At 45.7% G+C, this 26,549-nt stretch carries 30 protein-coding genes and 1 tRNA gene; 17 read left to right on the top strand and 14 right to left on the bottom strand.

The window, feature by feature from the left end:
- Positions 1–29 precede the first annotated feature (29 nt).
- The 8 genes from fliF to flhA are packed head-to-tail and all read left to right on the top strand — an operon-like array spanning position 30 to position 7,903.
- Positions 30–1,652, top strand: coding sequence for a flagellar basal-body MS-ring/collar protein FliF (gene fliF / locus NTX76_01235; protein MCX7337892.1), 1,623 nt, complete (start codon positions 30–32; stop codon positions 1,650–1,652).
- A 28-nt stretch (positions 1,653–1,680) separates the two neighbouring features.
- Complete coding sequence (fliG, locus tag NTX76_01230) at positions 1,681–2,721, top strand: flagellar motor switch protein FliG (GenBank protein MCX7337891.1); 1,041 nt, start codon at positions 1,681–1,683, stop codon at positions 2,719–2,721.
- A 6-nt stretch (positions 2,722–2,727) separates the two neighbouring features.
- Positions 2,728–3,387, top strand: coding sequence for a FliH/SctL family protein (locus NTX76_01225; protein ID MCX7337890.1), 660 nt, complete (start codon positions 2,728–2,730; stop codon positions 3,385–3,387).
- A gap of 42 nt (positions 3,388–3,429) precedes the next feature.
- The gene (fliN, locus tag NTX76_01220) at positions 3,430–3,795 is read left to right on the top strand and encodes a flagellar motor switch protein FliN (GenBank protein ID MCX7337889.1); all 366 of its coding nucleotides are present in this window, start codon (positions 3,430–3,432) and stop codon (positions 3,793–3,795) included.
- A gap of 27 nt (positions 3,796–3,822) precedes the next feature.
- A complete protein-coding gene (locus NTX76_01215; GenBank protein ID MCX7337888.1) occupies positions 3,823–5,130 on the top strand; it encodes a sigma-54 dependent transcriptional regulator in 1,308 nt (435 codons plus the stop codon).
- Between the two features lie 60 nt (positions 5,131–5,190).
- Complete coding sequence (locus NTX76_01210) at positions 5,191–5,466, top strand: type II toxin-antitoxin system RelE/ParE family toxin (GenBank protein ID MCX7337887.1); 276 nt, start codon at positions 5,191–5,193, stop codon at positions 5,464–5,466.
- Between the two features lie 11 nt (positions 5,467–5,477).
- Complete coding sequence (locus NTX76_01205; GenBank protein ID MCX7337886.1) at positions 5,478–5,807, top strand: HigA family addiction module antitoxin; 330 nt, start codon at positions 5,478–5,480, stop codon at positions 5,805–5,807.
- 59 nt (positions 5,808–5,866) lie between these two features.
- Positions 5,867–7,903, top strand: a complete 2,037-nt coding sequence (gene flhA, locus NTX76_01200; GenBank protein ID MCX7337885.1) for a flagellar biosynthesis protein FlhA — start codon at positions 5,867–5,869, stop codon at positions 7,901–7,903.
- Between the two features lie 157 nt (positions 7,904–8,060).
- On the opposite strand, the gene NTX76_01195 is transcribed toward flhA, so the two are convergent.
- Positions 8,061–8,153, bottom strand: a tRNA-Ser gene (locus NTX76_01195).
- Positions 8,154–8,358: 205 nt separating this feature from the next.
- On the opposite strand from NTX76_01195, the gene NTX76_01190 reads away from it, so the two are divergent.
- Entirely contained in the window at positions 8,359–9,252 is an 894-nt protein-coding gene (locus NTX76_01190; protein ID MCX7337884.1) for a hypothetical protein, read from the top strand.
- A 293-nt stretch (positions 9,253–9,545) separates the two neighbouring features.
- Positions 9,546–10,259 carry a DUF2914 domain-containing protein gene (locus NTX76_01185; protein MCX7337883.1) on the top strand — a complete coding sequence of 238 codons (714 nt, stop codon included), beginning with the start codon at positions 9,546–9,548 and terminating at the stop codon, positions 10,257–10,259.
- Positions 10,260–10,425: 166 nt separating this feature from the next.
- Here the strand turns inward: NTX76_01185 and NTX76_01180 are convergent, their stop codons facing one another.
- From NTX76_01180 to NTX76_01170, 3 genes are all read right to left on the bottom strand, one after another.
- On the bottom strand, positions 10,426–11,004 hold the full coding sequence (locus NTX76_01180) for an SIS domain-containing protein (GenBank protein ID MCX7337882.1): 579 nt from the start codon (positions 11,002–11,004) through the stop codon (positions 10,426–10,428).
- A 13-nt stretch (positions 11,005–11,017) separates the two neighbouring features.
- Positions 11,018–11,629, bottom strand: a complete 612-nt coding sequence (locus NTX76_01175) for a histidine phosphotransferase family protein (protein ID MCX7337881.1) — start codon at positions 11,627–11,629, stop codon at positions 11,018–11,020.
- A 283-nt stretch (positions 11,630–11,912) separates the two neighbouring features.
- Positions 11,913–12,392, bottom strand: coding sequence for an RNA-binding protein (locus NTX76_01170; GenBank protein ID MCX7337880.1), 480 nt, complete (start codon positions 12,390–12,392; stop codon positions 11,913–11,915).
- Positions 12,393–12,536: 144 nt separating this feature from the next.
- On the opposite strand from NTX76_01170, the gene NTX76_01165 reads away from it, so the two are divergent.
- Both NTX76_01165 and metG read left to right on the top strand, forming a co-directional pair.
- Positions 12,537–13,520: an AAA family ATPase gene (locus NTX76_01165; protein MCX7337879.1), complete on the top strand. Its 984-nt coding sequence runs from the start codon at positions 12,537–12,539 to the stop codon at positions 13,518–13,520.
- Positions 13,521–13,523: 3 nt separating this feature from the next.
- Complete coding sequence (metG, locus tag NTX76_01160) at positions 13,524–15,044, top strand: methionine--tRNA ligase (GenBank protein MCX7337878.1); 1,521 nt, start codon at positions 13,524–13,526, stop codon at positions 15,042–15,044.
- Between the two features lie 55 nt (positions 15,045–15,099).
- Here the strand turns inward: metG and trpS are convergent, their stop codons facing one another.
- Positions 15,100–16,125 carry a tryptophan--tRNA ligase gene (gene trpS / locus NTX76_01155; GenBank protein MCX7337877.1) on the bottom strand — a complete coding sequence of 342 codons (1,026 nt, stop codon included), beginning with the start codon at positions 16,123–16,125 and terminating at the stop codon, positions 15,100–15,102.
- A gap of 106 nt (positions 16,126–16,231) precedes the next feature.
- Here trpS and NTX76_01150 point away from each other — a divergent pair, with 106 nt between their 5' ends.
- Complete coding sequence (locus tag NTX76_01150) at positions 16,232–16,843, top strand: DUF3501 family protein (GenBank protein ID MCX7337876.1); 612 nt, start codon at positions 16,232–16,234, stop codon at positions 16,841–16,843.
- Here the strand turns inward: NTX76_01150 and uvrB are convergent.
- A complete protein-coding gene (uvrB, locus tag NTX76_01145; protein ID MCX7337875.1) occupies positions 16,829–18,844 on the bottom strand; it encodes an excinuclease ABC subunit UvrB in 2,016 nt (671 codons plus the stop codon). The genes NTX76_01150 and uvrB overlap by 15 nt on opposite strands.
- Positions 18,844–19,329: a single-stranded DNA-binding protein gene (ssb, locus tag NTX76_01140; protein ID MCX7337874.1), complete on the bottom strand. Its 486-nt coding sequence runs from the start codon at positions 19,327–19,329 to the stop codon at positions 18,844–18,846. The genes uvrB and ssb overlap by 1 nt, the downstream gene beginning before the upstream one ends.
- A 93-nt stretch (positions 19,330–19,422) precedes the next feature.
- On the opposite strand from ssb, the gene erpA reads away from it, so the two are divergent.
- The 4 genes from erpA to NTX76_01120 all read left to right on the top strand — a co-directional run bounded on the left by erpA (position 19,423) and on the right by NTX76_01120 (position 21,794).
- Entirely contained in the window at positions 19,423–19,752 is a 330-nt protein-coding gene (erpA, locus tag NTX76_01135) for an iron-sulfur cluster insertion protein ErpA (protein MCX7337873.1), read from the top strand.
- 16 nt (positions 19,753–19,768) lie between these two features.
- Positions 19,769–20,572 (top strand): exodeoxyribonuclease III, encoded by an 804-nt coding sequence (gene xth / locus NTX76_01130; GenBank protein ID MCX7337872.1) that lies wholly within the window; start codon positions 19,769–19,771, stop codon positions 20,570–20,572.
- A gap of 7 nt (positions 20,573–20,579) precedes the next feature.
- Positions 20,580–20,867, top strand: a complete 288-nt coding sequence (gene gatC / locus NTX76_01125) for an Asp-tRNA(Asn)/Glu-tRNA(Gln) amidotransferase subunit GatC (GenBank protein ID MCX7337871.1) — start codon at positions 20,580–20,582, stop codon at positions 20,865–20,867.
- A gap of 564 nt (positions 20,868–21,431) precedes the next feature.
- On the top strand, positions 21,432–21,794 hold the full coding sequence (locus NTX76_01120; GenBank protein ID MCX7337870.1) for a glucose starvation-inducible protein B: 363 nt from the start codon (positions 21,432–21,434) through the stop codon (positions 21,792–21,794).
- Positions 21,795–22,025: 231 nt separating this feature from the next.
- Here the strand turns inward: NTX76_01120 and iscX are convergent, their stop codons facing one another.
- From iscX to NTX76_01085, 7 genes are read right to left on the bottom strand one after another with little or no spacing between them, the layout of a single operon-like run.
- Positions 22,026–22,220: a Fe-S cluster assembly protein IscX gene (gene iscX, locus NTX76_01115; GenBank protein ID MCX7337869.1), complete on the bottom strand. Its 195-nt coding sequence runs from the start codon at positions 22,218–22,220 to the stop codon at positions 22,026–22,028.
- A gap of 17 nt (positions 22,221–22,237) precedes the next feature.
- Positions 22,238–22,567: a ferredoxin family 2Fe-2S iron-sulfur cluster binding protein gene (locus tag NTX76_01110; GenBank protein MCX7337868.1), complete on the bottom strand. Its 330-nt coding sequence runs from the start codon at positions 22,565–22,567 to the stop codon at positions 22,238–22,240.
- Between the two features lie 35 nt (positions 22,568–22,602).
- Complete coding sequence (locus NTX76_01105) at positions 22,603–24,048, bottom strand: Hsp70 family protein (protein MCX7337867.1); 1,446 nt, start codon at positions 24,046–24,048, stop codon at positions 22,603–22,605.
- Positions 24,032–24,499 carry a Fe-S protein assembly co-chaperone HscB gene (gene hscB, locus NTX76_01100; GenBank protein MCX7337866.1) on the bottom strand — a complete coding sequence of 156 codons (468 nt, stop codon included), beginning with the start codon at positions 24,497–24,499 and terminating at the stop codon, positions 24,032–24,034. Before hscB ends, NTX76_01105 begins: the two co-directional genes overlap by 17 nt.
- 33 nt (positions 24,500–24,532) lie before the next feature.
- A complete protein-coding gene (locus NTX76_01095) occupies positions 24,533–24,865 on the bottom strand; it encodes an iron-sulfur cluster assembly accessory protein (GenBank protein ID MCX7337865.1) in 333 nt (110 codons plus the stop codon).
- 2 nt (positions 24,866–24,867) lie between these two features.
- Entirely contained in the window at positions 24,868–25,254 is a 387-nt protein-coding gene (gene iscU / locus NTX76_01090; GenBank protein ID MCX7337864.1) for a Fe-S cluster assembly scaffold IscU, read from the bottom strand.
- An 11-nt stretch (positions 25,255–25,265) separates the two neighbouring features.
- Positions 25,266–26,486, bottom strand: a complete 1,221-nt coding sequence (locus tag NTX76_01085) for an IscS subfamily cysteine desulfurase (protein MCX7337863.1) — start codon at positions 26,484–26,486, stop codon at positions 25,266–25,268.
- Between the last annotated feature and the right edge of the window lie 63 nt (positions 26,487–26,549).

Here is a 26,549-nt window from a genome sequence, read left to right as displayed (position 1 = left end):
AGTCGAACAATTTAGTGTGATTTAAACCGTTGGAAAACCTGACTCAAATCCTAAAGAATCTTGGGGGAACAAAACTAGCGATTATCGCTGGTACAATTTTTGCATCCTTGATGTTCTTTGTTTATTTGATGGTTAGGGCGTCATCCATTGAAATGTCACCCTTGTTTACCCAATTGGAATCGTCCGATGGCGCGCGTATCTTGGAACGACTTAAAGCCCTTGGTGTCCCAACAGAGGTTAGAAACGAAGACAATCAAATATTGGTGCCATCCGATCAGGTGGCCCGATTGCGCATGGAATTAGCCCAGGATGGATTACCAGCCGGTGGATCCATTGGATATGAATTGTTTGACAAAAATGATTTATTAGGTAGCACATCGGCCATTTTGGACATCAATCATGCCAGGGCCTTGGAGGGCGAAATCTCTAAATCCATTCGAACAATACAAGGCGTTCAATCAGCCCGGGTCCATTTGGCCATCCCCAAACGTGAATTATTCGCCCAAGAAAAACAAACGGCTGCCGCATCCATTGTATTGAAAATGCGGGGAACAGCGCGCCTTTCAGCAACGCAGGTACAATCGATTCAGCATCTTGTGGCCTCTGCAGTTCCAAATTTAACCCTGGACAAAATTTCAATTGTTGATGATCGTGGGAATCTTTTGGCCCGCGGTGTCGATGTTAGCGGCGCCGGCGATGGGTTTGGCGTTCAACAAGATATTCGACAGGGGTACGAAGACAAACTTGTGCGAACGGTAGAATCGTTATTGGAAAAAGCCATTGGCCCCGGAAAGGCACGGGCTGAAATTAGCGCCGATATGGATTTTGACAAGGTCACCTCAACAAGTGTTGAATTTAATCCAGACGGGCAAGTCGCACGATCATCCACCACAACAGAGGATGGCAGCAACAGTAATGAAACACCTTCACAGGATACGGTATCGTTACAAAATGCTTTGCCTGAGAATGCGGCGGCGGGGGCCGGATCCCAGAATCGCAATCAAACAAATCGATCAGAAGAAAATATTACCTATGAAATATCAAGCACAACCAAAACGCACGTCAAAGAAACGGGCGGCATAAAACGGCTTTCCGTTGCGGTTCTTGTGGATGGAAATTACAGTAAGGATGAAAAAGGGAAATCCAGCTATAGCCCAAGATCCAATGAGGAAATAGAACAACTAACCACCCTGATCAAAACAGCCGTTGGCTTTAAAGAAGATCGCGGTGATACGGTTAAGATCGTTAATATTCGCTTTGTAGAGCCAGAGGAGGAACGGTTGCTAGAGGAATCAAAATGGTACAGGGGGCTCAATGTTTCGCATATTGCCGTTTGGGCCATTGTTGGATCCTTGGCATTGGCCCTTTTGTTCGGCGTTATTCGCCCCGTACTATTGAATTTATCCAATCAACATACCCTTGTTGCTGCAGGACCCGCGGGCGCGCTTCATTATTTTGATGAAAACCCAACACAAGATTCCTTACAAACCTATCCAACCCCTGTCAAAAAAGAAACCCGTCCTGGGGTTGATGTGCAAGAAATAGACGATCGTGTCAAAGCATCGATAACGAAAAAAATTGGTGAAATTATTGATAACCATCCAGAAGAAACCGTTGCAATTTTTCGGAGCTGGATGAATTCCGATACATAAGACTGAGAGACAAACAGAAAGTTAAAGAATGGCAAAACTACAAAAAAAAGAGCCCTCACCAGAAAAAAAAGGAAGCTTTAGTGGCACAGAAAGGGCAGCCATTATTGTGCTGTCCTTGTCGCACGAGAGAGCCTCTGCGCTTTTCAAGCTTATGTCCACAGAAGAGATCCGGCAAATCTCCCAAGCCATGATTACACTTGGAAAGGTAAAGGGCGGCAATGTAGAGGAGGTTTATCTTGGGTTCATCGAAGAAATGCCAAGCGCCGATACATTGATTGGATCGCTCGAGAACACAGAAAAGCTTTTGCTTGAATCGTTAGGCCAAGAAAAAGCCGATATGATTATGGACGAAGTCCGCGGGCCATCGGGTCGAACTTTGTGGGACAAGCTGGCGAACGTGAACGAAGAGGTTTTGGCAAACTATTTAAAGGGCGAATACCCGCAAACGGTTGCTGTTATACTGTCAAAAATAAAGCCAACCAATGCGGCAAAAGTATTAGATTTGCTTCCGGAAGAATTATCATGCGAGGTTTGTTATCGTTTGCTTAAAATGGGAACGGTCCACAAGGAATTTCTAAAGGAGCTGGAGGAAGTTCTCCAGCAAGATTTCATGCAAAACCTTGTTCGTTCATCCGGGCGAAACAATTATGAATCTGTAGCTGAAATATTTAACCATCTGGATCGTGGAACAGAAAAACGATTACTTGAGGGCATAGAAAAACTAGACCTAGGCGCATCAGAACATATCAAAGCCCTCCTGTTTACATTTGATGATGTAATGAAGCTTGATAGCGTCGCGGTTCGTGTCTTACTTAGTAATGTGGACAAGAGGAAGCTGGCCATAGCCATGAAAGGCCTTGTGGAAAATCAGCGAGAATTATTTTATCGAAATATGTCAGAACGTGCCCGAAAATTGCTTGCCGATGATATCAGTCAAATGGGCCCTGTCCGTGTTCGCGATGTCGAGGAGGCGCAAAGTTACATCGTGATGATTACCAAAGATTTGGCAGCCAACGAAACCATTATGTTGATTGATCCGCGCGATAGCAAAACTAAATTAATTGGATAATTGATCATGACTTACACAAAATTTATATTTCCAGAACTTGATAGTATGCCCATTTTCTTGAGTGATATCCCAATAGAACTTGTCGAGATAGAGGAGCCAGATCAAACAGAAGACGCCAAAACCTATACCGAAGAAGAGCTGAATGCCCACACAGAAAATGCGTATAATAAAGGTCTTTCTCGGGGAATGGAGGAAGGCTTTATCCAAGGGGAGCTTCAGGCAATATCCAATAAACACCGCCAAGAACATGATTTGTTGATCAATCTCCATGACGGCCTCAGAATACTTACCGAAAATCAACAATCACAAGATGCAAAATTAATTGAAAAGGTTCTTGGGCTTTCGCGCGCTATTTATAAAAAGATTTTTTCAGCCGTGGCTACTGATCATCACCTAAAAGAATTAGAAGACAAAATCCAATCCATTTTATCCACAGTCATTGGTGAGCAAAAATTATCAATAACGATCAATCCATGTCATGGTGATGATATCGTTGCTCATTTAAAAGATACGTTCGCAAAAAGCGATGTTATCATTGATTTTGGGTTCGAGACCGCCATCAAGCCCAATGCCTGCGAAATTGCGTGGAAAGGCGGAGGTGCAACATGGAACCAGGAAATCATTATAGATCAAATAGAAGAAGTATTAGCCAAATATACGTTCTAGGTACACATTTTAACAGGTATACGTTTTAAGGAATAAACAGTAATGGACGATCAAGAATTAACGACTCCTGATAATGCCGAAGAAACCCCAGAACAAAAGTCTGGGGAAGACATTTCAGGTATTAATTTTGCGGCTGATTTTCCCCTAACCAAGGGGCACACACCAGAAGCATTAGAGGCCATTTATGATGTTCAAATTCAGATCTCTGCCGTATTAGGAAAAGCAACAATGCCGGTGAAACAGTTGTTGAAACTTAGCCGAGGGGCCGTTATCGAATTGGATCGTCATGTTGGCGAAGCCATCGATATTTATGTGAATAACCGTCTTGTCGCGCGCGGGGAAGTTGTCGTGGTGAATGAAAAGCTTGGCGTTACATTGACCGAAATTATCAAGTCAGATCACAGTTAAAAAATTACCCAAAAGGATGGAAATATGATGCGCGTACTGATTGTGGGATCCCTTGAGGGGCATGTAACAACGGCTGCGAAAATTGCCCTGAATAAGGGTGCCAAGGTTACTCAAACGTTAACGGTTCTAGAAGCCCTTGAAACACTTCGATCCGGAAAAGGTTCCGACCTTATCTTGATCGATTTGAAACTGGGAGTGGAACAGCTTGTTAAAAGCCTTGAAAAAGAACGGATTTTCGTGCCCGTCGTTGCCTGTGGAATTTCCTGTGACGCTAAAGAAGCAGCCGGAGCCATCAGAGCAGGCGCAAAAGAATATTTATCCCTGCCACCGGATCCCGAATTAATTGCCGCCGTGATTGGCGCGTTTGCCCAACCTGAGTCGGCCGTCATTTGTCACGACCCCAAGATGGCGAATTTGCTGCGTCTGGCGGATAAGGTTGCCCCAAGCGAAGCAAACATACTGATCACAGGCGAATCCGGAACCGGCAAAGAAGTCATGGCGACATATATCCACAATAAATCCAGACGTGCCGATAAACCATTTGTGTCCCTTAACTGTGCTGCTATCCCCGATAATTTATTGGAATCAGAGCTTTTCGGTCATGAAAAGGGCGCTTTCACCGGGGCCGTTGCGCGGCGCATTGGTAAATTTGAAGAAGCCGATGGCGGGACATTATTGCTGGATGAAATCAGTGAAATGCACCCAAGGTTGCAGGCCAAGCTTTTACGGGCCATTCAAGAAAAAATTATCGACAGGGTCGGCGGAACACAACCGATCAAGGTGAATATCAGAATCATTGCAACATCCAACCGTGACTTATTGCAAGCAGCAAAAAGGGGGGATTTTCGCGAAGATCTTTATTTCCGACTGAATGTCATTAATGTACATTTGCCGTCGCTGGCCGAACGACCATCGGATATTATTCCCCTGGCCCAATACTTTTGTAAAAAATATTCTGAATTTAACAATGTGCCCGTTCTGACTTTGTCTGATCCAGCGATGGCCGCATTGCAGAAAAACCCATGGCAAGGCAACGTCAGGGAATTGGAAAACACGATCCATCGCGCCGTTTTATTATGTTCGTCAGGCGTGATCGAGGTGGAGGATTTGTTTGGATTATCAGTGGCAGAAAATGAGCAGAACGATGCTACCCCACCTGTGCCAGCCAATCCATTTGTAGGACGATCCATGTCTGATGTCGAAAAAGAACTGATCCTAGGGACCCTTGATCACTGTTATGGCAATCGCACCCATGCCGCCACAATCCTGGGGATTTCCATTCGGACACTGCGAAACAAACTAAAGGAGTATGTCGGCTTGGATGTAGCGGTATAGTTCACAAAAATTTCGTAAACAATCAATTGACAAAAGTAATGCCAAGGTTTACATTTAAGCATGATCAAAAGTTTCAAGCATAAAGATTTAAGAGGGCTGTTTTTAACAGGACATTCCTCTAAGGTGGCGCCAGCCTTACAAAAAAGAATCCTGAGAAGACTTGACTCTTTGGATTTAGCAGAGGAGACAAAGGACCTCGATATCCCCGGATTTAATTTTCACGGGTTAATGGGTAATCCAAAACGGTACAGCATACACGTTAATGGGCCCTGGTGCTTAACATTTGAATGGCACGAAAAGAATATATACGCTGTTGATATGGAACAATATCATTAATGTAGAATAGCATGGAAAACGACTATATCATCGACCAACGACCAAAACGCCCCCCCACTCATCCTGGTTCCATTTTACAGGGGGATGTTTTACCAGCCTTGGAAATTTCAGTCACTACCGCCGCAAAGCAACTTCATATCTCTCGACAATCTCTCCATAAAATTATGGCAGAAAAAGCCTCTGTTACCCCTGAAATGGCCTTAAGGTTGGCGAAGTTTTGTGGGAATACACCTACCTTTTGGCTAAGAATGCAACAACAATGGGATCTTTGGCATGCCGAAGAACAAATCAGAGAAGAACTACGCGATATCCCAAGCCACGGGGCCCTGTTCCATTGTTAACTAAAAATTCCTCTTCCACTGGTTTTTCATGGCAGTCCATAACAAAGCGGACGGACATCATGTTCGCCATGGCATTGGTCATGATCATGGTGATTTTGATCCTGCCAATGCCACGTATCATTATGGATATGTCGCTGGCGATATCATTGACCTTTTCTGTTCTTATTTTAATGACGGCTTTGTTCATCGAAAAGCCACTTGAATTCAGTTCGTTTCCAACGGTCTTGCTTGTTTCCACGATGTTGCGTCTGTCGCTAAACGTTGCCTCCACCCGTCTGATCCTGTCCAATGGTCACGAGGGGCCCCAAGCCGCCGGCAAGGTTATCGAAGCATTCGGCCACTTTGCAATGGGAGGAAATTTCGTCATCGGGCTAATTGTTTTTGCGATTTTGGTCATTGTGAACTTTGTGGTCATCACAAAGGGGTCCGGACGTATCGCCGAAGTTTCAGCCCGTTTTAGTTTGGATGCGATGCCCGGTAAACAAATGGCCATTGATGCCGATTTATCAGCTGGAATCATCGAAGAAAAAGAAGCCAAACGCCGCCGCAAAGAATTGGAACAAGAAAGCAATTTCTTTGGATCCATGGATGGTGCGGCAAAATTCGTTCGGGGAGATGCTATCGCGGGTCTTTTAATCACCTTTATCAACATCATTAGTGGTGTCATTATCGGCGTTTTGCAAAATGATATGGATTTTTTGGATGCGTCGCGAACCTATACGGTCCTGACGGTCGGTGATGGATTGGTATCCCAAATCCCGGCCCTCATTGTATCGACGGCAGCCGGTATGTTGGTATCGAAATCGGGCGTAGAAGGAACGGCAGACAAAGCCCTTTTCAGTCAGCTGAGCGCCTATCCAACAGCGGTGGGGATGAGCTCATTTCTAATGGGGACGCTGTCGTTGCTTCCCGGCATTCCCATGATGCCATTTTTAACGCTGGCGATCCTTACGGGGGGCGGGGCTTGGTATTTAATGCAACAAAAAGATCAGGCAGCCCAAGATATTGTTGACGACCAAGCGGCCGAACAAAAAGCCCAAGACCAGGCAACCGCGGCCCTTCCACCTGTTGAGGTTGGCGCTGCCCCGATTGATGCGCTGCGCATTGAATTGGGATATGGTCTGCTGTCTTTGTTGAACCACGAACGGGGGCAACGCCTGACGGAACAGGTGAAAAATCTCCGGCAACAACTGATCACGGAAATTGGATTGATGATCCCGTCTGTGCGCTTGCAGGATAATCTTCAGCTTCCGCCCAATCAGTACGTTATTCGTATCAAAGAACTGGAGGCCGGCAAAGGCGAGCTTCGGCCCGGACAGCTGTTGGTTATGGATCCCCAGGCGCAGCCCATTCAATTATCGGGTGAATCTGTGCTGGAGCCCAGTTTTGGTTTGCCAGCCATGTGGATTTCAGAACTGCTCCGGTCCCAAGCTGAATTATTCAAATACACAATCATTGAACCGTCATCCGTTCTGACAACGCATTTATCGGAAATCATTAAAGATAATATTTCAGAATTACTAACCTATGCTGATGTGCAAAAACTGCTGGATGGTGTGTCGGATCCGTATAAAAAGCTCCTCAATGACATTGTCCCGGGGCAAATCACCGTCGGTAACATCCAGCGAATTTTACAAAATCTGATCAGTGAACGTGTTTCCATTCGCGATTTACCCACAATTTTGGAGGGCATTTCAGAAGCCAGCACCTTTTCAAGAAATATCTCGACCATCACGGAACATGTTCGGTTACGGTTGATGCGGCAAATCACGTTCGCGAACACAGATGACAACGGCGTGTTGATCGTAACGTCATTATCGCCCACGTGGGAACAAACATTTAGCGATACCTTGGTTGGTGATTCCGATAATAAACAATTGGCCATGTCCCCCAGTCAGATCCAGGACTTCATCGCCCGCGTTCGACAAGTGTATGACAAAATGTCCACCTTGGGGGAATCTCCCGTTTTGGTCACCAGTGCCCATGTTCGCCCCTTTGTTCGATCGATATTGGAACGCGCACGCCCTGCCACCATTATTCTGTCGCAAAACGAGGTCCACCCCAGGGCAAAGATTAAAAGCCTGGGGCAGGTTTAGAAGGGGCCCCTCCTCTCTCCTTAATAATGCACTTACGTTAAGAAAGGATTAATTTCTTAATAATGGCTCGAGATGAAAGTGGGTTGAAATTTTGCGTACAATCTGAAACTTGATTGAGCGGGCCTGCCGAACAAGGCCGGTTCCGCGCGCCGGCGGATGGCGGAGGGAGAGGGATTCGAACCCTCGATACGGTTTTTGACCGTATAACGGTTTAGCAAACCGCCGCCTTCGGCCACTCGGCCATCCCTCCTGGTTGACTGTTGTCAACTATCTTCTCTGAATCTACCTGTCCAAAGGGATGATGTCAATAAAATCAGCGGGTATCTATTAAAAATTTCTCAAAACGAGGAAAAAAATAAACTCAATAAAAAAATTATTTCTTCCTTGTCTGTTAACTGTTTCTTAATAATTCCGCCTTATATTTGTAATAATACACTTTAACAGAGTAACGATGAATGAATATATTATTATCCACATCATTATTATTTATTTTTATGCTGTCCCCGCGAATCGGATTTGCTGCGTCGGATGCAGAAATAAAGGGTTGCGCTGCCTTGTCGCAAAAATGTCAGCCGTTTATTGATGGAACGATCCTTGAAAGACAAGGTATCAGCCCCCTTGATCATTGGGGCTTTGGTATTGACTCTACGGAACAATATGGACAATTTTACCCTTGTGTGCCTATTTTGCATCCGTATGATCCAAATGGAAATGATGGGCAATCTTCCCAATATAGCATAGATGATGATCGTGCTGGTGTTTTGAAATCTAGCATTCGACTCAAGCTACCCGCAGTTTTGTTCTATGAAACTTTGCCAAAAGCTGTTCAGGCGGCAACCCTGGGTGTTCCTTTGGTTAATTTAGAACTTTATTTTATAACGCAGGATTTGCCCTGGATTCGTGAGTTGCCAATTCTTTTTCGCCCGCACTATTGGTTGGATCCAAAAGCCCCAGAAATACAAGCAGGATACAATCGGAACTTCAATACAGATATCCAATTTTTTCATGGTCCCAATGACTTGAAAATAGCTGGGACCGATAAAACGGGCGCCCCATTTCAAACGCACACAGCGGATCATCTAAAGGTTGTGTCCTCCCCTAACAATTGTCCCGTCACAGGAATTCCTTATGATGAAGATTTTTCGTTTTTCTCGCTTGTTAAATCTGGCGATAGGACGGCTGTCACCATGCATTCTATTCTTTCGTCTAAAGCACAAAGAACACTCGATGGCTGCCTGTCGGCATGGCCGATTCCAGGCAAAATTTCGTTGCATGATTTGGATGTCTATACAAAGGAGATTGAGGATCTAAGGAATTTTCGCCAGACATTGTTTTGGATTAATTTCTAGGTATAAACCTAATACCATTTTCAATAAATCTTCATGGGTTTGGGATGATTCCTGGATTGCTTCTTCGGGCTTCGCCCTCATCGCAATGACGTTGTCATGGCGAACGAACGAAGAGAGTGTGGCCATCCAGGAAACACTGATCAGTAATTTATGAAAATGGCATTATGTCGAACCGGGATAAACCTAATATTTCAGAATTTATAACTCCATGGGAATAATTTTAAAGAAAAATTAACTAATTTTCCCTATACTAACATTAGTCAGCAATTTTTCATTCTATTTCAGAGGGTCCCATGCGCTTATATCTTTCCTTATCTAGTGCCTTACTTGTTACAACATCATTAAGCTTTGCGTCAGCTCCGGCGGCACCCGTTGCGGTAACTCCAGCACCACCTGTTGCTCCGGTTGCAACAGCAATAGTAGCTGCTCCAGTTGCAACTCATGCAAGCGCAGCGTCAGATTGTCATACATCTCTCAACCGTTTTGTCTTGGCAACATCAGTTCAACACAAAGAACCGGTTGATGTTAAAGAAAATTTTACCACACTAGACGGCCACATTGTTGCATTTGCCGATCTGAATAACCACAAAGGTGATCATGTCACGTTCCAATGGAAACATGAAGGACATGAATACCTATCTTACAAGGCAAAACTTGGCAACTCTCCACACTGGAGAACATCCAGCCACATTACAGCACGTCCGGGACACTGGACCGTGTCAGTTATTGCTGAAAATGGTCAAGTTTTAAAAGAGGCTGCGTTTTCTGTTGAAGACAAAGGTCATGTTCCGGCACATGCACATGCTGCACATGTAGCACACCCAACAAAGACTTCTACCCCTGCGGTTGCTGAGACTCCAAAACCAGCGACACCATCAGGAATTCAAGAAGTTCTTCAGTCGTTACAACCAGAAAAGCCTGCTGCTGCAGTTCCAGCCGCTCCAGCGACTCCTGCTGCACCAGCTATTGTACCGGCTGCTCCGGCTAAATTGCCAGACCATAAATAAAGACCTGGGAGGGGAGATCGAGGTCGGCTTTATTTGAAAGACCTCGCTTCCTCCCTGTCAAAAACTGAATGTAAAAATTTCAACATCTCCATTCCTCTTCGGAAAACGACACCCACGTTAATACAAATCCAGAAAACTCACTAATAATTTGTAAAAATGGTATCACTTACCATGAGTTCGCACACCGCTTTTCGACTTCTTGGCAAAAATAGTGATAAATCATAAGGTGAATTTGCTGAATCAATGGCGTTGCATTGGACGGCGCCTCTAGTAATATATCCGCATAATTTGCCAGCTTGCCTCCACCCTTTCCTGTTAATGCGATGGTTGTCATATTGTATTCTTTTGCCTTTATGAATGCCTGGATAACGTTGGCAGAATTTCCACTTGTGGATAATCCCAGCAAGACGCCGCCGCCTTGGCCATAAGCCTCTACCTGTCTAGAAAAAACCGTCTCGTACCCATAGTCATTCGCAAGCGCCGTTAGAACCGCTGCATTGTCGGACAAACATATGACATTTAGCGCTTTTCGTTCGATCAGAAATCGCCCAACCAGTTCACCGGCGATGTGCTGAGCGTCCGATGCCGATCCACCGTTTCCACAAACCAGCAATGGTTGTCCCTTTGATAAAGCCGCTTCGGTTGCATGGATCGCATGTTCCATGTTGACAGCAAGGGATTGATCATCAAGCGTCAATTGTAAAACCGCCAGTGAATTATGAAGGTAGCTTGAAAAACTTGGCATTTGACGTTCCTTTCTAGGAGACTACTAAATAAAATTTATTGGGATTGACAGGCGTGTACACTATTTTTTTATTTATGTCGGACGCGAGCAACCGTAAATAATACGGCAATATTGTTCTGGGTGTTTGATCGTCGGACGAATGAGGGTTGTCGCCTAATGTTTCAACATATTCAGGCCTGAGCCAGGCAATAGAACCCTCTGCCATAATTTGGATATCAGAATCGGATCCATCAAGGTAATCTATGGTGATGGTTCCGCCACGGACCAAGGCTTCTGTTGACATATAGGTAAGCCCCAAAAGGATTTTACAAGGTGCGCCACTTGGGATGGATTGCGTGTTGATTTGAAGTTTGTGGGCCGGCCCCAGGGATACCAATATATCCTTCACAATATTGAAAGAGGGTCCATCGAATTCTGTGCTGAATAACGCCCTAAAAATCCGCAATCTGGTTTTGAACGAATCCAAACTGCCCATGATTAGGTCCTTTGTTTCCTGGTCAAATTTTTGCTTTTGAGTATTATCAAAAAGCATTTCCAATCCCAATCCCATGGCCCCCATAGGAGCCGCAATATCGTGGCAGAGCTTGGAAATCATCAGGTTTGCAAGGGTGACTGTATCAGACATACGTAAATATTATACCGTTGAAAATAACCTGAGTTCGACGTAACAACCCCTAAAAACCTCGTCTTTTCCAGGACAATCCTGGGTTGCTCAAAGCTTACGCTCCTCGCAATGACGTCGTTGCGATGAGGGCGAAGCCCGAAGAAGCAATCCAAAGCACCAGTCTTGATAAGGGTTTTTGGTGGGGCGTTACGTCGAACTCAGGTTTGAAAATAATAAAAAAAACGCCACAACATGATGTCATGGCGTTTTAATAACAAGCTAACTAAAATCTAGACTTTAGTTTTTAGTAAGAACGACCTCTGCCGCCGCCGCCATTGCCGCCGCGTGGTGAACTGAATCCACCGCGATCTCCGCCGCCACCACCACGTGGTGCACCAAAACCGCCACGATCTCCGCCGCCACCACCACGTGATGCGCCGAATCCGCCGCTATCGCCGCGTGGTGAACCGAATCCACCGCGATCGCCATCACCGCGTGGTGCATAACCGCCGCGATCTCCGCCTTGTGGACGATCTTCTTGTGGACGCGCTTCAGCAACGTTAATTGTGCGCCCTTCGATCTCTACGCCATTGAGCTTTTTGATTGCTTCTTGTGCATCAGCATCTGTGGCCATTTCCACAAATCCAAAACCTTTACTGCGGCCAGAATAGCGATCTGATATAACTCTAGCAGATACTACCGAACCTATCTCAGCAAATACGCCTCCCAACGATTCATCATTGATTGAAAAAGCTAAGTTGCTGACATATAATTTCTTATTCATAACTAACGGACTCCTTAAGGAACAAATTCTGCCACCCCATAGTGAAAAATATAACATTTCAGTTGGATCTGGCCATTAAACAAGATAATTATATAGGCAGAATTCATAAAAATACAGTAAAAAACACTCATCAAAGAATTAAATATGATCAATAAAAAACCATCCGCTTCCTTGCCGCTTTCGACGGTTTCAGGGTCACAGAAAACTGTATTTGGCCACGCGGGAGCCATGACAACAATAAAATCACTTTACGACCAGGGGAATCTGGCACCCTGCTGGATCGTGTGGGGGCAACGCGGGATAGGTAAATCAACCCTTGCGTATCAACTGGCGCGGGAAATTTTATCCGCCAACCCCCAAAATCCAAATGGGTTATCGCCCGAAATTGTGGGGCGGCAAATTGCCAATGGAGCGTACCCCAATTTATTTGTCCTGACCAGGGGGAATAACAAGGATGGGGATTTGAATACGGTGATATCGGTGGAGGATTCCAGAAAAGTTATTGATTTCCTTCGTCAGTCGCCATCGATTCCAGGGTGGCGGGTCGTGATCATTGATGCCGTGGATGACCTGACGCGACAAGCCGCCAATGCGTTGCTCAAGATCCTAGAGGAGCCGCCCCAAAAGGCGCTAATCCTTTTGATTTGCCATTCATTGGGACAAGCTCTGCCAACGATCCGATCCCGGTGCCAAAAGCTTTTATGCCAACCCCTGACGGCTGCGGACTTTTTAGATTGGTGTCCTGATTTTGATGAGGGTTTGTTTCCTTTGGTCAGGGGCAGCATTGGACTGTATCAATCGCTGCAGGCAGCTGGGGGTGGAATTTTTGTTCAGCAATTGGACGAAATGGCGATGGCGGCGCGATCGAATAATTTCCCCAAGGCACAAAAATGGTGCGAAACTGTGGCCAAAAATCCATCGCAGTACGATTGTTTTTTGTGGCTGATTGAACAATGGGCATACCAAAAGATTTTAAACTCGACCGATACTGAACAAAGCCATTGGCTTGGCGTTTGGCAAGCGGTAACATCCTTTTTAAAGGATGCGCGATCCACCCACCTGGACAAAACCCACGTATTGATAACCTGTTTTTTAATGATAGAAAATCCAACACGGATCATAGAGTAAACAATGGACAGCAAAAAGAATTTTTACATCACCACGCCAATTTATTATGTCAATGATGTTCCTCACATTGGTCACGCCTACACAACGCTGGCATGCGATACGGTCGCGCGCTATAAACGGTTGGCCGGGTGTGACGTGAAATTTTTAACCGGCACTGACGAGCATGGCCAAAAGGTTGAAAAGGCCGCCAAAGATCGCGGAATAACACCAACGGAATTTGTGGACCAAGTGTCCCAGAAATTCCGGGATTTGGTCACTGTCATGGAAACGACTCACGATGATTTTATTCGAACGACAGAGGATCGCCACATAAAAGCTGTCCAACATTTATGGAACGAGCTGGTCAAACGCGATCAAATTTACCTTGGTCATTACGAGGGATGGTACGCCATAAGGGACGAAGCCTTTTATAATGAAAAAGAATTGATTGATGGAAAGGCGCCAACGGGTGCGCCGGTGGAATGGGTTCGTGAGCCTAGTTATTTCTTTCGGTTATCCAATTGGCAGGAAAAGTTGTTGGAATTTTATAAAGAAAACCCAACGTTTATTGAACCCGAAAGCCGGCGGAACGAGGTTGTTCGGTTTGTCGAGGGTGGCCTGCATGATTTATCGGTATCCCGGACAAGCTTTAGCTGGGGGGTTCCGGTGCCAAATTCACCCGAACACGTTGTGTATGTTTGGTTGGATGCGCTCACGAACTACATAACGGCGCTGGGCTATCCGGAGAATACCGATAGCTTTGCAAAATACTGGCCGAATTCATGTCATGTTGTTGGTAAGGATATCTTGCGATTCCATGCGGTTTACTGGCCAGCATTTTTGATGGCGGCTGATTTACCGGCGCCACAGAAAGTTTTTGCCCATGGTTGGTGGACAAACGAAGGTGAAAAAATATCGAAATCGCTGGGTAATGCAATTGATCCATTTGAATTGATTGAAACCTTTGGGTTGGATGCCGTTCGGTATTTTTTGATGCGGGAGGTTCCCTTTGGTCAAGACGGTGATTTTTCACGGGATAGTTTGATCACGCGTTACAACAGCGATTTGGCCAACAGCTATGGCAACCTTGTGCAGCGCGTTTTATCATTTATTTACAAGAATTGCGGTGGAATTGTCCCAAAGGCTGCGGAATTAACCCCATCGGACAAGGCGCTTTGGGATGCAGTTGATTGCCTGCCAAAGGTTCTTGAGGGTGACATGGATCATTTTGCATTTCACAAATATGCCGACCATATTTGGTCTGTGATTAGTCTTGCCAACCAATACATTGATGAACAAAAGCCCTGGGCCCTTCTTAAGAGTGGCGAGGTTGCGCGGATGCAAACGGTTTTATATGTGTTGGTGGAGGCTATTCGCAAGATCGCGATCTTTACCCAACCATTGTTAATAAACGCCAGCGCTGCGATCCTTGATCAGTTGGCCGTTCCAGAGTACAAACGACAGTTCGATCATTTTGCTGAGGCAATAAACCCAGGGACAGCCCTGCCGGAACCAACGGGCGTATTCCCCCGGTGGCAGGGTTAGGCTCTTTCCCTAAACCCCCACATCACACAAGAAAGACCCAACCTCCCGTCATCAATTATCCCCTTTTCACCATCCCAAGGGCATCCCGAATGTCATCTAGATTCTGGTTAGCCAAATCATTCGCCACGGCAGCCCCTTGTTGCAGAACGGAATCCAACGCCCCTTTATCCCGCAACAAGGACCGTACGTGGGTTTGTATCGGCAGCAATGTTTCGATCAACATATCGCTCAGTTTTTGTTTGAACACCGAAAATGATTGCCCGCCAAATTTTTGACACAGATCATCCGTATTCTGTTCTGTTAGTGCTGCATATATGGTCATTAAATTCTTGGCTTCTGGCCGGACATCCATATCCTCCAGGGTTTCTGGAACGGGAAAGGCATCTGTTTTGGCCTTTCGGATTTTTTGAACAATCGTGTCTGGATCGTCCAACAAGTGAATGCGGGAATAATCGGATATCTCGGACTTGCTCATCTTTTTTGTTCCATCCCGCAGGCTCATGATTCGCGCCACTTTTGTTTCAATGACGGGTTCGGGCATTACCAAAACCTCTTTCTGGCAATAGTTATTAAATGCCCCGGCAATATCGCGGGCCAATTCCACATGCTGCTTTTGGTCGGCCCCAACGGGCACATGTGTTGCTTTGTAAATCAGGATATCCGCCGCCATTAATACGGGGTACGCATACAACCCAAAAAGAGCACTTTCTTGGTTTTTTCCAGCCTTGTCTTTAAACTGTGTCATCCGATTCAGCCAACCAAGTGGCGTTATGCATCCTAAATACCAGGCCAATTCAGTGTGTCCCGGAACGTGGCTTTGAACGAAAATGCTGCTTTTGCTTGGATCAATGCCTGATGCTATATAAGCAGCTGCAATCGTTCGTGTATTATCGGCTAAATTTTGGGCATCCTGCATTGTTGTCAAGGCATGCTGGTCAACGATACAAAACAGCTGGTCTTGTTGACCAAGGGGGGATTGACTGGCCAGCCTCACCCAATGGCGAATCGCCCCCAGATAGTTCCCCAAATGAATATGTCCCGTTGGACGAATGCCCGATAAAATGCGTTTAACTGGAGTCATGTTGCTGTCTTGCTTGCTTGCTATTTTTCTTTTATTATACTCTTCCCATTCAAGTCTTGGGAGCCTAAAATGCCTGACAATGGTATCCAAAAAAAAGAAAAAGCATATGAAACGCACACTTACCCGGGATGATATCATTCCCCTGTCCGATTTTCTTAAAATACGCGATCAAAAACGTCTTGAGATTACAGCTTTGAAAAGGAACAGGCGCCTATCAGTTGGCCCCGATATCGTTTTCTATTTCGAAAATTATCAAACTATTTGGTGGCAGATCCACGAAATGCTGAGAATCGAACAAGGGGGAGACAGTCAAATCGATGACGAGCTGAACGCCTATGCATCCCTGGTTCCGAAAGTCCATCCAGACCAAAGCCAAGACTTGGTCGCAACGATGATGATTGAAATCGATGACATGGTTCGACGGCGGCGAGTATTAGCACAGCTTGGCGGGATAGAGGAAACTGTTTCGTTGCGTTTCGGGGATACCAGTATAAACGCCACCCCCGAAACAGAAGTTGATCGCACAACCGCTGATGGAAAAACATCAGCCGTTCATTTTTTGCATTTCATATTGAGGCCGGACGAGATTCGATCCTTTTTAACGCCCAACGTTGATGTTATTTTGGCGATTGATCACCCAAATTATTCGCACAAATCCCTTTTGCCAGAAGGCACAAGACAGAGCCTTGGATGTGATTTTGATTTACATCACCAATAATTCCGCCCTTTCCAGCTGGCGGATTTCATCGCGTAGTTTGGCCGCTTGTTCGAATTCCAAGTTTCCAGCGGCGGTTTTCATTTTCTTTTCCAGCTGGATTTTTTTCTTGGCGAGTTCTTTTTTGCTCATAGAAGAAAGGGTCGCATCGATGGACACATAATCCATATCGCAAATTTCCTGCATTTCTCCATGAATACCTTTTTTAACGGATTCAGGGGTGATTCCATGCACCCGATTATAGTCTTCTTGTTTTTCGCGTCGTCTGTTCGTTTCATTCAGGGCACCCTCCATCGAATTGGTGATTTTATCGGCGTACAAAATCACGCGACCCTCTACATTACGCGCGGCGCGTCCAATGGTTTGGATCAGCGACGTTTTGGATCGTAAATACCCCTCTTTATCAGCATCAAGAATAGTAACCAACCCGCATTCGGGGATGTCTAACCCCTCACGTAACAGGTTAATACCAACCAAAATATCAAATGTCCCCAAACGCAAATTCCGAATAATTTCAATACGTTCTAGGGTTTCAATGTCCGAATGCAAATACCGCACTTTTAACCCAGCCTCGTTCAGATATTCGGTTAAGGCCTCCGCCATTTTTTTTGTCAGCGTTGTAACCAAAACCCGCATACCCTTGGCAACGGTTGCCTTGCATTCATGGATCAGGTCATCAACCTGATGTTCACAGGGGTGGATTTCACACACCGGATCGACTAGGCCCGTCGGGCGGATGATTTGCTCAACAAAGACCCCTTGGGTTTGCTGCAGCTCCCATGGGCCAGGCGTTGCTGAAACATAAACGGTTTGCGGGCGCATGGCATCCCATTCCTCGAATTTCAACGGGCGGTTATCTGCACAGGATGGCAGTCGAAAACCATGTTCGCTTAGCATTGATTTGCGTGATCTGTCCCCCTTGTACATACCGTTTAACTGTGGAACCGATACGTGACTTTCATCAATAATAAGAATCGCATCCTTAGGCAAATATTCAAACAGAGTCGGCGGCGGCTGTCCGGGTTCCCTGCCCGTCAAATATCGGGAATAATTTTCAATCCCAGAACAGCTCCCTGTTGCGGCCATCATTTCCAAATCAAATTTTGTCCGTTGTTCCAATCGCTGCGCCTCGACCAATTTATCTTGATCCTTGAATTCCTTTAGGCGCACAACTAAATCCCCCTGGACCTTTTTAATCGTTTGCTGCATTGTGGGGCCGGGGGTCACGTAATGGCTGTTGGCAAAGATTGTGATTCGATCCAGGGTGTTCATTTTTTCGCCCGTCAACGAATCGATTTCGATGATTTTTTCCAGTTCATCCCCAAAGAAACTCAGGCGCCAGGCGCGATCCTCATAATGCGCTGGGAAAATTTCCAACACATCTCCCCGAACACGGAAATTTCCGCGATTAAAGGATATATCATTCCGTTTGTATTGCAGTTCCACCAGGCGCCGCATCAGGTGGTTTCGATCGATGGATTCCCCCTGTGCGATGGTGATGATCATCTCACTATAGGTGCTGACTGATCCGATACCATAAATACACGAAATGCTGGCTACAATAATGACATCACGCCTTTCTAACAAAGATCGCGTGGCTGCATGTCGCATACGGTCAATCTGTTCGTTAATTGATGCCGTTTTTTCAATATAGGTATTGGTGCGGGGGACATAGGCTTCGGGTTGATAATAATCGTAATAAGAAACAAAATATTCAACCGCATTGTTGGGGAAAAAATCTTTCATTTCCGAATGCAACTGTGCCGCCAAAATTTTGTTGGGCGCCAGAATCAAAGCAGGGCGTTGGATGCGCTGAATCACATGCGCCATTGTGAACGTTTTTCCGGATCCCGTTACACCCAGCAAGACCTGATTTTTCTCACCGTTTTGAATTTCTTTTGTCAGGGCATTGATAGCCTCGGGCTGATCCCCGGCTGGTTCAAACGGGGATTTAATGTGAAACGGAACAGAGCCCGAGGAGTTAGTATTAGAAGGTAAAGACATCAAAAAGGAATATCGTCATTCATGTCATGGTTGGATTGGGGTGCCGAATATCCACCACTGCTGCCACCACTAGCTTGCGGAGTGCTGCCCGCATCACCATAAGCTTGGTAATCATCGCCTGACGAACCGCCGCCCTTGCTATCCAGTAACGTTAATTCCCCGCGGAACCGTTGAATAACAACCTCGGTTGAATACTTTTCTTGTCCGCTTTGATCGGTCCATTTGCGGGTTTGTAATTGCCCCTCTAGGTAAACTTTTGATCCTTTCCTTAGGAACTTTTCAGCCACATCAGCAATTCGTTCATTAAACACAACGACGCGGTGCCATTCTGTTTTGTCTTTGCGTTCGCCACTGTTTTTGTCTTTCCATGATTCGCTGGTTGCAACCGACAAGTTTACAATTTTCATACCATCTGGTGCGAAACGCACCTCGGGATCGCGTCCAAGATTTCCAATAAGAATAACTTTATTAACAGAACCGGCCATTGCCGTTCCTCCTTGATAATGATTTTAATGTCTCTACTATATACACAGATACCAAGTTTTGCTAGCATGCCAAATATATCAAGTGGGGAAAAAATGACTTTATTAATCAGCGACGCGGCAGCAGAACGCATTCGACTTTTGTTGCAACAGGAACAATCATCGGAATCCCTTTCCCTACGCGTTAGCGTTTCGGGTGGTGGATGTTCGGGATTTCAATATTCCTTTGTCCTGGATAATGCAACAACGATAGACGATCATGTTTTTGAAAAACAAGGCGCCAGTATCGTTATTGATGGTGTTTCGTTGGAGCTTTTGAATGGGTCCGAGATTGATTATGCGGATGATTTAACGTCTTCGCGGTTTTTGATTAAAAATCCAAATGCCACGTCATCATGTGGTTGCGGAAAATCATTTTCACTGTAAGTTTAATGGAGGGCCCATGTCAGACCAAAGCATGTCAGATCCAAAAAAGATAGGAATCGCAACCTGGAATGTAAATTCCGTTCGTGCGCGTCTGCCCATTGTTTTGTCGTGGCTAAAGGAAAAAAATCCCGACATTGTTTTGTTGCAGGAAACAAAATGCATTGCCGAAGACTTTCCGCGACAGGACATAGAAGACCTTGGGTACAATGTGGCCATCCATGGACAAAAAACATTTAATGGTGTGGCGATTTTATCAAAATTCCCAATCGAGGATGTCCAACAAAATCTGCCGCCTTTTTTGCATGACGACCAAGCCCGTTATATCGAGGGGTTCACAGCCAACATTCGCGTGGGTTCCGTTTACGTACCCAATGGCCAGGAAGTTGGATCGGATAAGTTTGCCTATAAGTTAGAATTCCTGGGTCATTTGCGACAGCATATGCAAGATTTATTGGAATATGATGAAATCTGCGCTATTGGTGGTGACTTTAATGTGGCCCCAACGGATGCTGATGTGCATGATCCAAAAGGCTGGCAGGACAAAATTTTATGTTCGACACCCGAACGCAATGCCTTTCGATCCTTGGTGCATTTAGGATATAAAGATGCTATTCGTTTGTTCCACGAGGGAATCGGGCCATTCACGTGGTGGGATTATCGCAATAAATCATATGTGAATAATAATGGACTTAGGATTGATCATCTATTGCTTTCGCCCAAGGCATCCGATTGTGTTATAGATAGTCAAGTGGATTTGTCCCCAAGGGGATTGGATAAAACATCGGATCACACCCCGGTATGGTGTTTCTTAAAGGTATGAGGTTTATATGATTCTGTCCCCAGTAGAAGTCAAGAAGATTGGAAAATTGGCCCGCATCAAAATCACGGACGAGGAATGTCCACAGATTTCCGCGCAACTGAGTTCCATCATGAACTGGATTGACCAGCTCACCAGTATTGATGTGTCCTCCGTTGAGGTGCACGAGGAAGAAGACAAGCCCGCCATGCATGAACGGGCGGATGTTGTCACAGACAGCGATATTGTCGATGCCATTATGAAAAACGCACCTGTTTCGCAGTTTAATATGTTTGCTGTGCCAAAGGTTGTTGAGTAGGGTTTGCAGGGCCGCTTATTTTTGCAAAATGCCCTAACACCGTTTTCTGGATGGCCACGCTCTCCGCGCAATGACGTACGGCATGGCGAGCCGACGAAGGCGGCGTGGCCATCCAGGAAACTCACTAATCATTTTTGAAAATGGTATTAATCCCGGGGCAAACGATGGTTCTGTATTGCCCCTGTTAGCGCGGGATTGAATCCCCCATCAGGATTGGTTGCATGAAAGTGATGGAGGATCAATTGCGAAGGGTATAGAGTTTGTTGTATTTTGGCTTATAGTCAAGCAGCCCCCTATAAAATTATTCTATGAAATTTTAGATAAAGGCATATTGCGCCCTAATTCCAGGACACTCTATTTTTCATAGTTTGTCTATGGTATGAGCATGACTCGAACAAATTTCATTAAAAACTGTTTACATTCCCCTTAAAGGGGCGTAATAGAAAGGTGTCTAGATAATTCTAGGCATGTGATGTCTGGATAAACTGGGCGCAAACAACAGCGCCCCCCAGACTAGCGAACATCGCGTTTGATGATAACCCTATAAAATAAGGAGGATCTATCATGGCAGTCGCTCAAAAAAATAAAAATACACACACCGACAGTACAAACAAAGGAAGTGTCCGCAAAACCAGAGAGGTTAAGGCTAAGCCAAAAGCCAAAGGTTTTGCATCCATGCCCCACGATAAAGTTGTCGAAATAGCACGCAAGGGTGGGCGCGCCCGGGCCGAGCAATTAGGTCACGATGGGTATGTGGAGCTTGGTCATAAAGGGGGAGAAGCCCGATCCCAGCAGCTTGGACATGCCGGATATGTCGCACTTGGCCGTAAAGGCGGAGAAGTCCGGTCTAGTCAGCTTGGGCACGCAGGGTATATTGAGTTGGGCCACAAGGGCGGTCAGGCAGCTCACCATTCGAAAAAAGCCTGAAATATAGTAAGATTTAGTCTGGGTTCGATATAAGAGCCCGTCAAAAGCCTTATTGAGTCTGGTGTTTTAAAGTCTGGATTGCTTTGTCGGGTTTCACCCTCCGCGCAAAGACGTCGCGGTGCACAGCGTAAGCGACAAAGTGATCCAGGATTGTCCAGGAAAAAGGTGAAGTTTTTGGAGATTGTTACGTCGAGCTCAGGTTAACTATCCAGTTTTTAGGGCTCAATTCAATCAGTCCCGTTCCTCTAGCCAGGCCATCTGAATAGCCTCCAATACCTTTTCGTTGCTTTTTTGAGGATCGTCGTCAAAACTAGGAAGGTCTTGCACCCACTGCCATAAATCCGTAAAACGGACAGAGAGGATTTCCACGTCGGGAAACCTCTCCTCCAATTCGATGGCTATGTCGTATATATCAGTCCAGCGCACCGGGAATTCTCCGTCTCTTAAACCATCATGTTGCGCGTACCGGCCGGCAATCGCACGGTCAGACCATCCAATTCATCAGTTATGATAATTTGGCATCCAAGGCGGCTGGTGTGCGTCAATCCAAAAGCCAAATCAAGCATATCTTCTTCGTCTTCTGTGGCAGGCGTTAATTTCTTGTACCAATCACCATCGACAACAACATGACATGTTGAACACGCCAGCGACCCTTCGCAGGCTCCCTCTAGGTCAATTTTATTACGATGAGCAATTTCTAGTACGGATAATCCAAGCGGTGCATCCACCTCGATAACGCTATCATCGTTTTGTATGAATTTCATTTTTGACATAGTTAATCTTCTTTCCTAAGATTTTTTGATAAAACTTACAGTAACATTTTTCTGAAGTCTTCTAATGTTAACCCATAACTGGGCTTAACGAAAACCTCTTGTTTCAATCCTGTTGTTTTTTCCATAGCCGTGACTGTCAGTAATCCATCCGCATCAACGGTAAAGACGACCAAAATACGCGCCATGCCCGCCCCCATGGGGGGAATCCCGGTCAGAATGAATTCTGCCAAAGATCGACAATCCGAAACTTGCTCGCGCTCTCCCTGGACGACATGAATCTTCATGGCTGTCTGACCATCTTGGTGAGTGGTGAATTCCTGTGCCTGCTTGATCGGAATCGGTGAATTTCTGGGGATGATTTTCTCGACAACACCCCCCATTGTTTCAATCCCAAGTGATAGTGGGGCAACATCCAACAACAATGAATTCGAACCCCTGGATGTTAGGGCATCCGCCTGTAATGCAGCCCCCAGGGCCACCACATGATCGGGATCCAGATCGATTTTCGGAGCCTGTCCAAAAAAATGTTCGGTCCCTGCCCTGACAGCATTCAGTCGCGTCGACCCCCCAACCAGAACGACCCCATCAATGTCCGACTTAGAAACGCCCGCATCCAGAATCACACGATTGCAAAGCGCCAGTGTTTTTTGAACCAGAGGAGACACCAGAATGTCAAGATCTACTGCGGTTAACGTTAAGTTATGGGGGCCAGATTCACCATTCCAAGCATCGTTGGCATGCAAAAATTCTTTTGCTTCTCGCGCCAAAAGAAATAACGATCGCGTGGCCTCCAGAGTCGGATGGGACTGCACCCAGAGTTCAACAATGGACTGATCCACATCATCCCCGCCCAAATGAACATCCCCGCCCGTGGCCAGAACTTGAAAAACATCCCGGACCAATTTCAGGATGGAAACATCAAATGTTCCACCCCCCAAATCATAGACCGCATAAATTCCCTGGGCGTTTCGATCCAGACCATATGACAGCGCTGCCGCCGTTGGTTCGTTAACCAAACGCAAAACAGTTAATCCCGCAAGTGCCGCCGCATCTTTTGTGGCCTGACGGGCTGCATCATCAAAATAGGCTGGCACCGTAATAACGGCTTTTTGAACAGATTTTCCAAGGACCTGCTCGGCATTCTTTTTTAAATGTGCCAAGACCAGAGCCGATAATTCAACGGGGGTCTTGTCCCTTAACAACAGGGTCGATGGGTTCCGCATCCATTTCTTGAAAGACGATATGATTTCCTTGCTCATCTGCGTTGAATGGCCGTCTTGCCCAACCCACAGACGATCATCTTGATCATAAAAAACAATCGATGGAATCAATGAACGCCCATCGATAGAGATTATCTGGGGTTGTCCATTGTCTACATAAGCCATAACCGAATAGGTCGTCCCAAGGTCAATACCAATGGCAACGTCATCAGGTTCGAAGCAGGCGGAAACTGCAATATGAGGATCAGTAATGTTGAGCACTTTTTTCTTTCACCCTTTCTAAGGCCTTGGAAAAATAGGATAATTTTCGATAAATTTGTAACATTTGTTCGGATTTCTTTGCTATCCAAGCCTTAGAAAACACATGTTGAATCGCCAAAAATTCTTTTTCCAGATCATTTTTTATTAGATCCAAATCATCCGGAGTAGTTGATTCTTCTATACGTTCCCGCCATTCCCATTGATCTTGCAAAAAGGATATATCTGATAAATTTTCGGTTTCGCCAATGAAACATCCTGCACATTCTAACAATGCTTTTGCCCGAAACACCGGATTCTTAAGGATGCGGTAGGCTTGATTAATCGCAACTGACATGGCGTCCTCATCCCCCCCTTGGTGCGCAAAACGATCGGGATGGAATTCGCGTTGCAATATAAAATACCGCTGTTCCAAAATCTGCAAATCAATATCAAATTCTTGTGGTATGCCCAAGATGGTGAATGGATTATTAATAGACCTTCTCCCTCAAACAAAAAACGACTTGCCGCATCCGCATCGCCCTTTTTCATTGGGATTGCGAAAGACAAAACCAGATTGCATTTTATCGCCCACAAAATCCATTTCTGTTCCCAAAATAAACAGCGTCGCTTTTGCATCAATCAAAATCGTCACTCCGCCCTGCTCCACAACCTCGTCCAGGGGTTGTTTCTCGTCAGCATAATCGATGGAATAGGATAAACCTGAACACCCCTTTGTTTGTATGCTCACCCGCATCCCGATAGAAGGCTTTCCTCGCTTATCCAAAAGGTGCTTTATGCGATCAATGGCTGCGTCAGTGATGTTTAATGCGACTTTCATTGTTATTTGTCTACATTCTTTTGTTTATAATCAGCAATGGCCGATCGAATAGCATCTTCTGCCAAAACAGAGCAGTGAATCTTAACGGGAGGAAGGGCCAAAAACTGCACAATATCTGTATTACGAATTTCTTGAGCCTCCTCCAGGGTTTTGCCCTTGATCCATTCCGTCACCAATGATGACGATGCAATGGCAGATGCACACCCGAATGTTTTAAATTTCACATCCTCGATCACGCCATCAGAATCCACCTTGATTTGCAATTTCATCACGTCACCACACGCTGGCGCCCCAACCAATCCCGTGCCAACGGTGGCATCATTTTTATCCAATGCCCCAACATTACGGGGATTTTCATAGTGATCGATAACTTTGTGACTATAAGACATTTTATTCTCCCTTAATGATTTGCCCATTGGATGGATTTTATATCGATCCCATCCTGGGCCATTTCCCACAATGGACTTAAGGTTCGCAACCTCTCCACCGCTTTTACAACCATATCGATGGTTCGTTCAATTTCGAATTCAGTTGTGAACCGCCCAATCCCAAAACGAATCGATGTGTGGGCCATTTCGTCCTCGACACCCAGCGCACGCAAAACATACGATGGCTCCAGGGACGATGATGTACAGGCCGAACCCGATGAAACTGATAATTCCTTAACGCCCATCATGAGCCCCTCCCCCTCGACATAGGCGAAGCTCAGATTCAGATTGCCAGGGATCCGAAGGACCCGATCACCATTCAAATAAACATGCGACAAACGTTCAGTTATCCCCTCGTACAAACGATTGGTCAATCGTTCTATCCTGGGCATTTCCTCAATCATTTCTAGCCTGGCGATAGCGCAAGCCTCCCCCAACCCCACACACAACGGCGTTGGCAAGGTACCTGACCTCATCCCCCGTTCCTGTCCACCACCGCTAATAATAGCCTGCATCCGAACGCGCGGTTTGCGACGCACATATAATGCGCCAATCCCTTTGGGGCCATAAATTTTATGACCAGAAATGCTCAACAGGTCAATATTCATCGCATCAACATCAATGTCCATTTTACCAATGATTTGCGCCGCATCGGTATGAAAGAACGCCCCATTTTCACGGCAAATCTGTCCAATTTCCTTGAGAGGCTGAATCACACCGATTTCGTTATTCCCCCCCATAATAGAAACCAAGCACGTATCATCTTGAACCGCATCCCTTAGGTGATCAAGATCAATAATGCCATTTTGTTTCACAGGTAGATAGGTTATGCGAAACCCTTCCTGTTCCAATTGACGGCAGCTTTCCAAAACACATTTATGTTCAGTGACACACGTGACGATATGCTTTTTCTTGTCTTTATAAAAGTGGGCCACCCCTTTGATGGCTAAATTATTGGATTCCGTGGCGCCACTGGTAAAAATGATTTCCCGTTCATCTGCCTTTATGCTATCAGCAACCTGTTGGCGCGCTGTTTCTATGGCTTCCTCTGCCAACCAACCATGCACATGATTGCGAGAATGGGGATTGCCAAAGACAGTCGTAAAATAGGGGATCATCTTTTCAAACACACGGGGGTCACAGGGTGTCGTTGCCTGATAATCCAGATAGATTTGGTTTTCGGGTGTTAGCATTGATGGGTGAACTCTGGGCAAAGCATAGTTGCTCATCGTCCTTTCCCCTGCTCTTGTTGTGTT

The organism is Alphaproteobacteria bacterium (assembly GCA_026400645.1).
Lineage (GTDB): Bacteria > Pseudomonadota > Alphaproteobacteria > Paracaedibacterales > CAIULA01 > JAPLOP01.
Note: the sequence above shows the minus strand (reverse complement) of the source record. Positions and strands in the feature narration are given on the sequence as shown.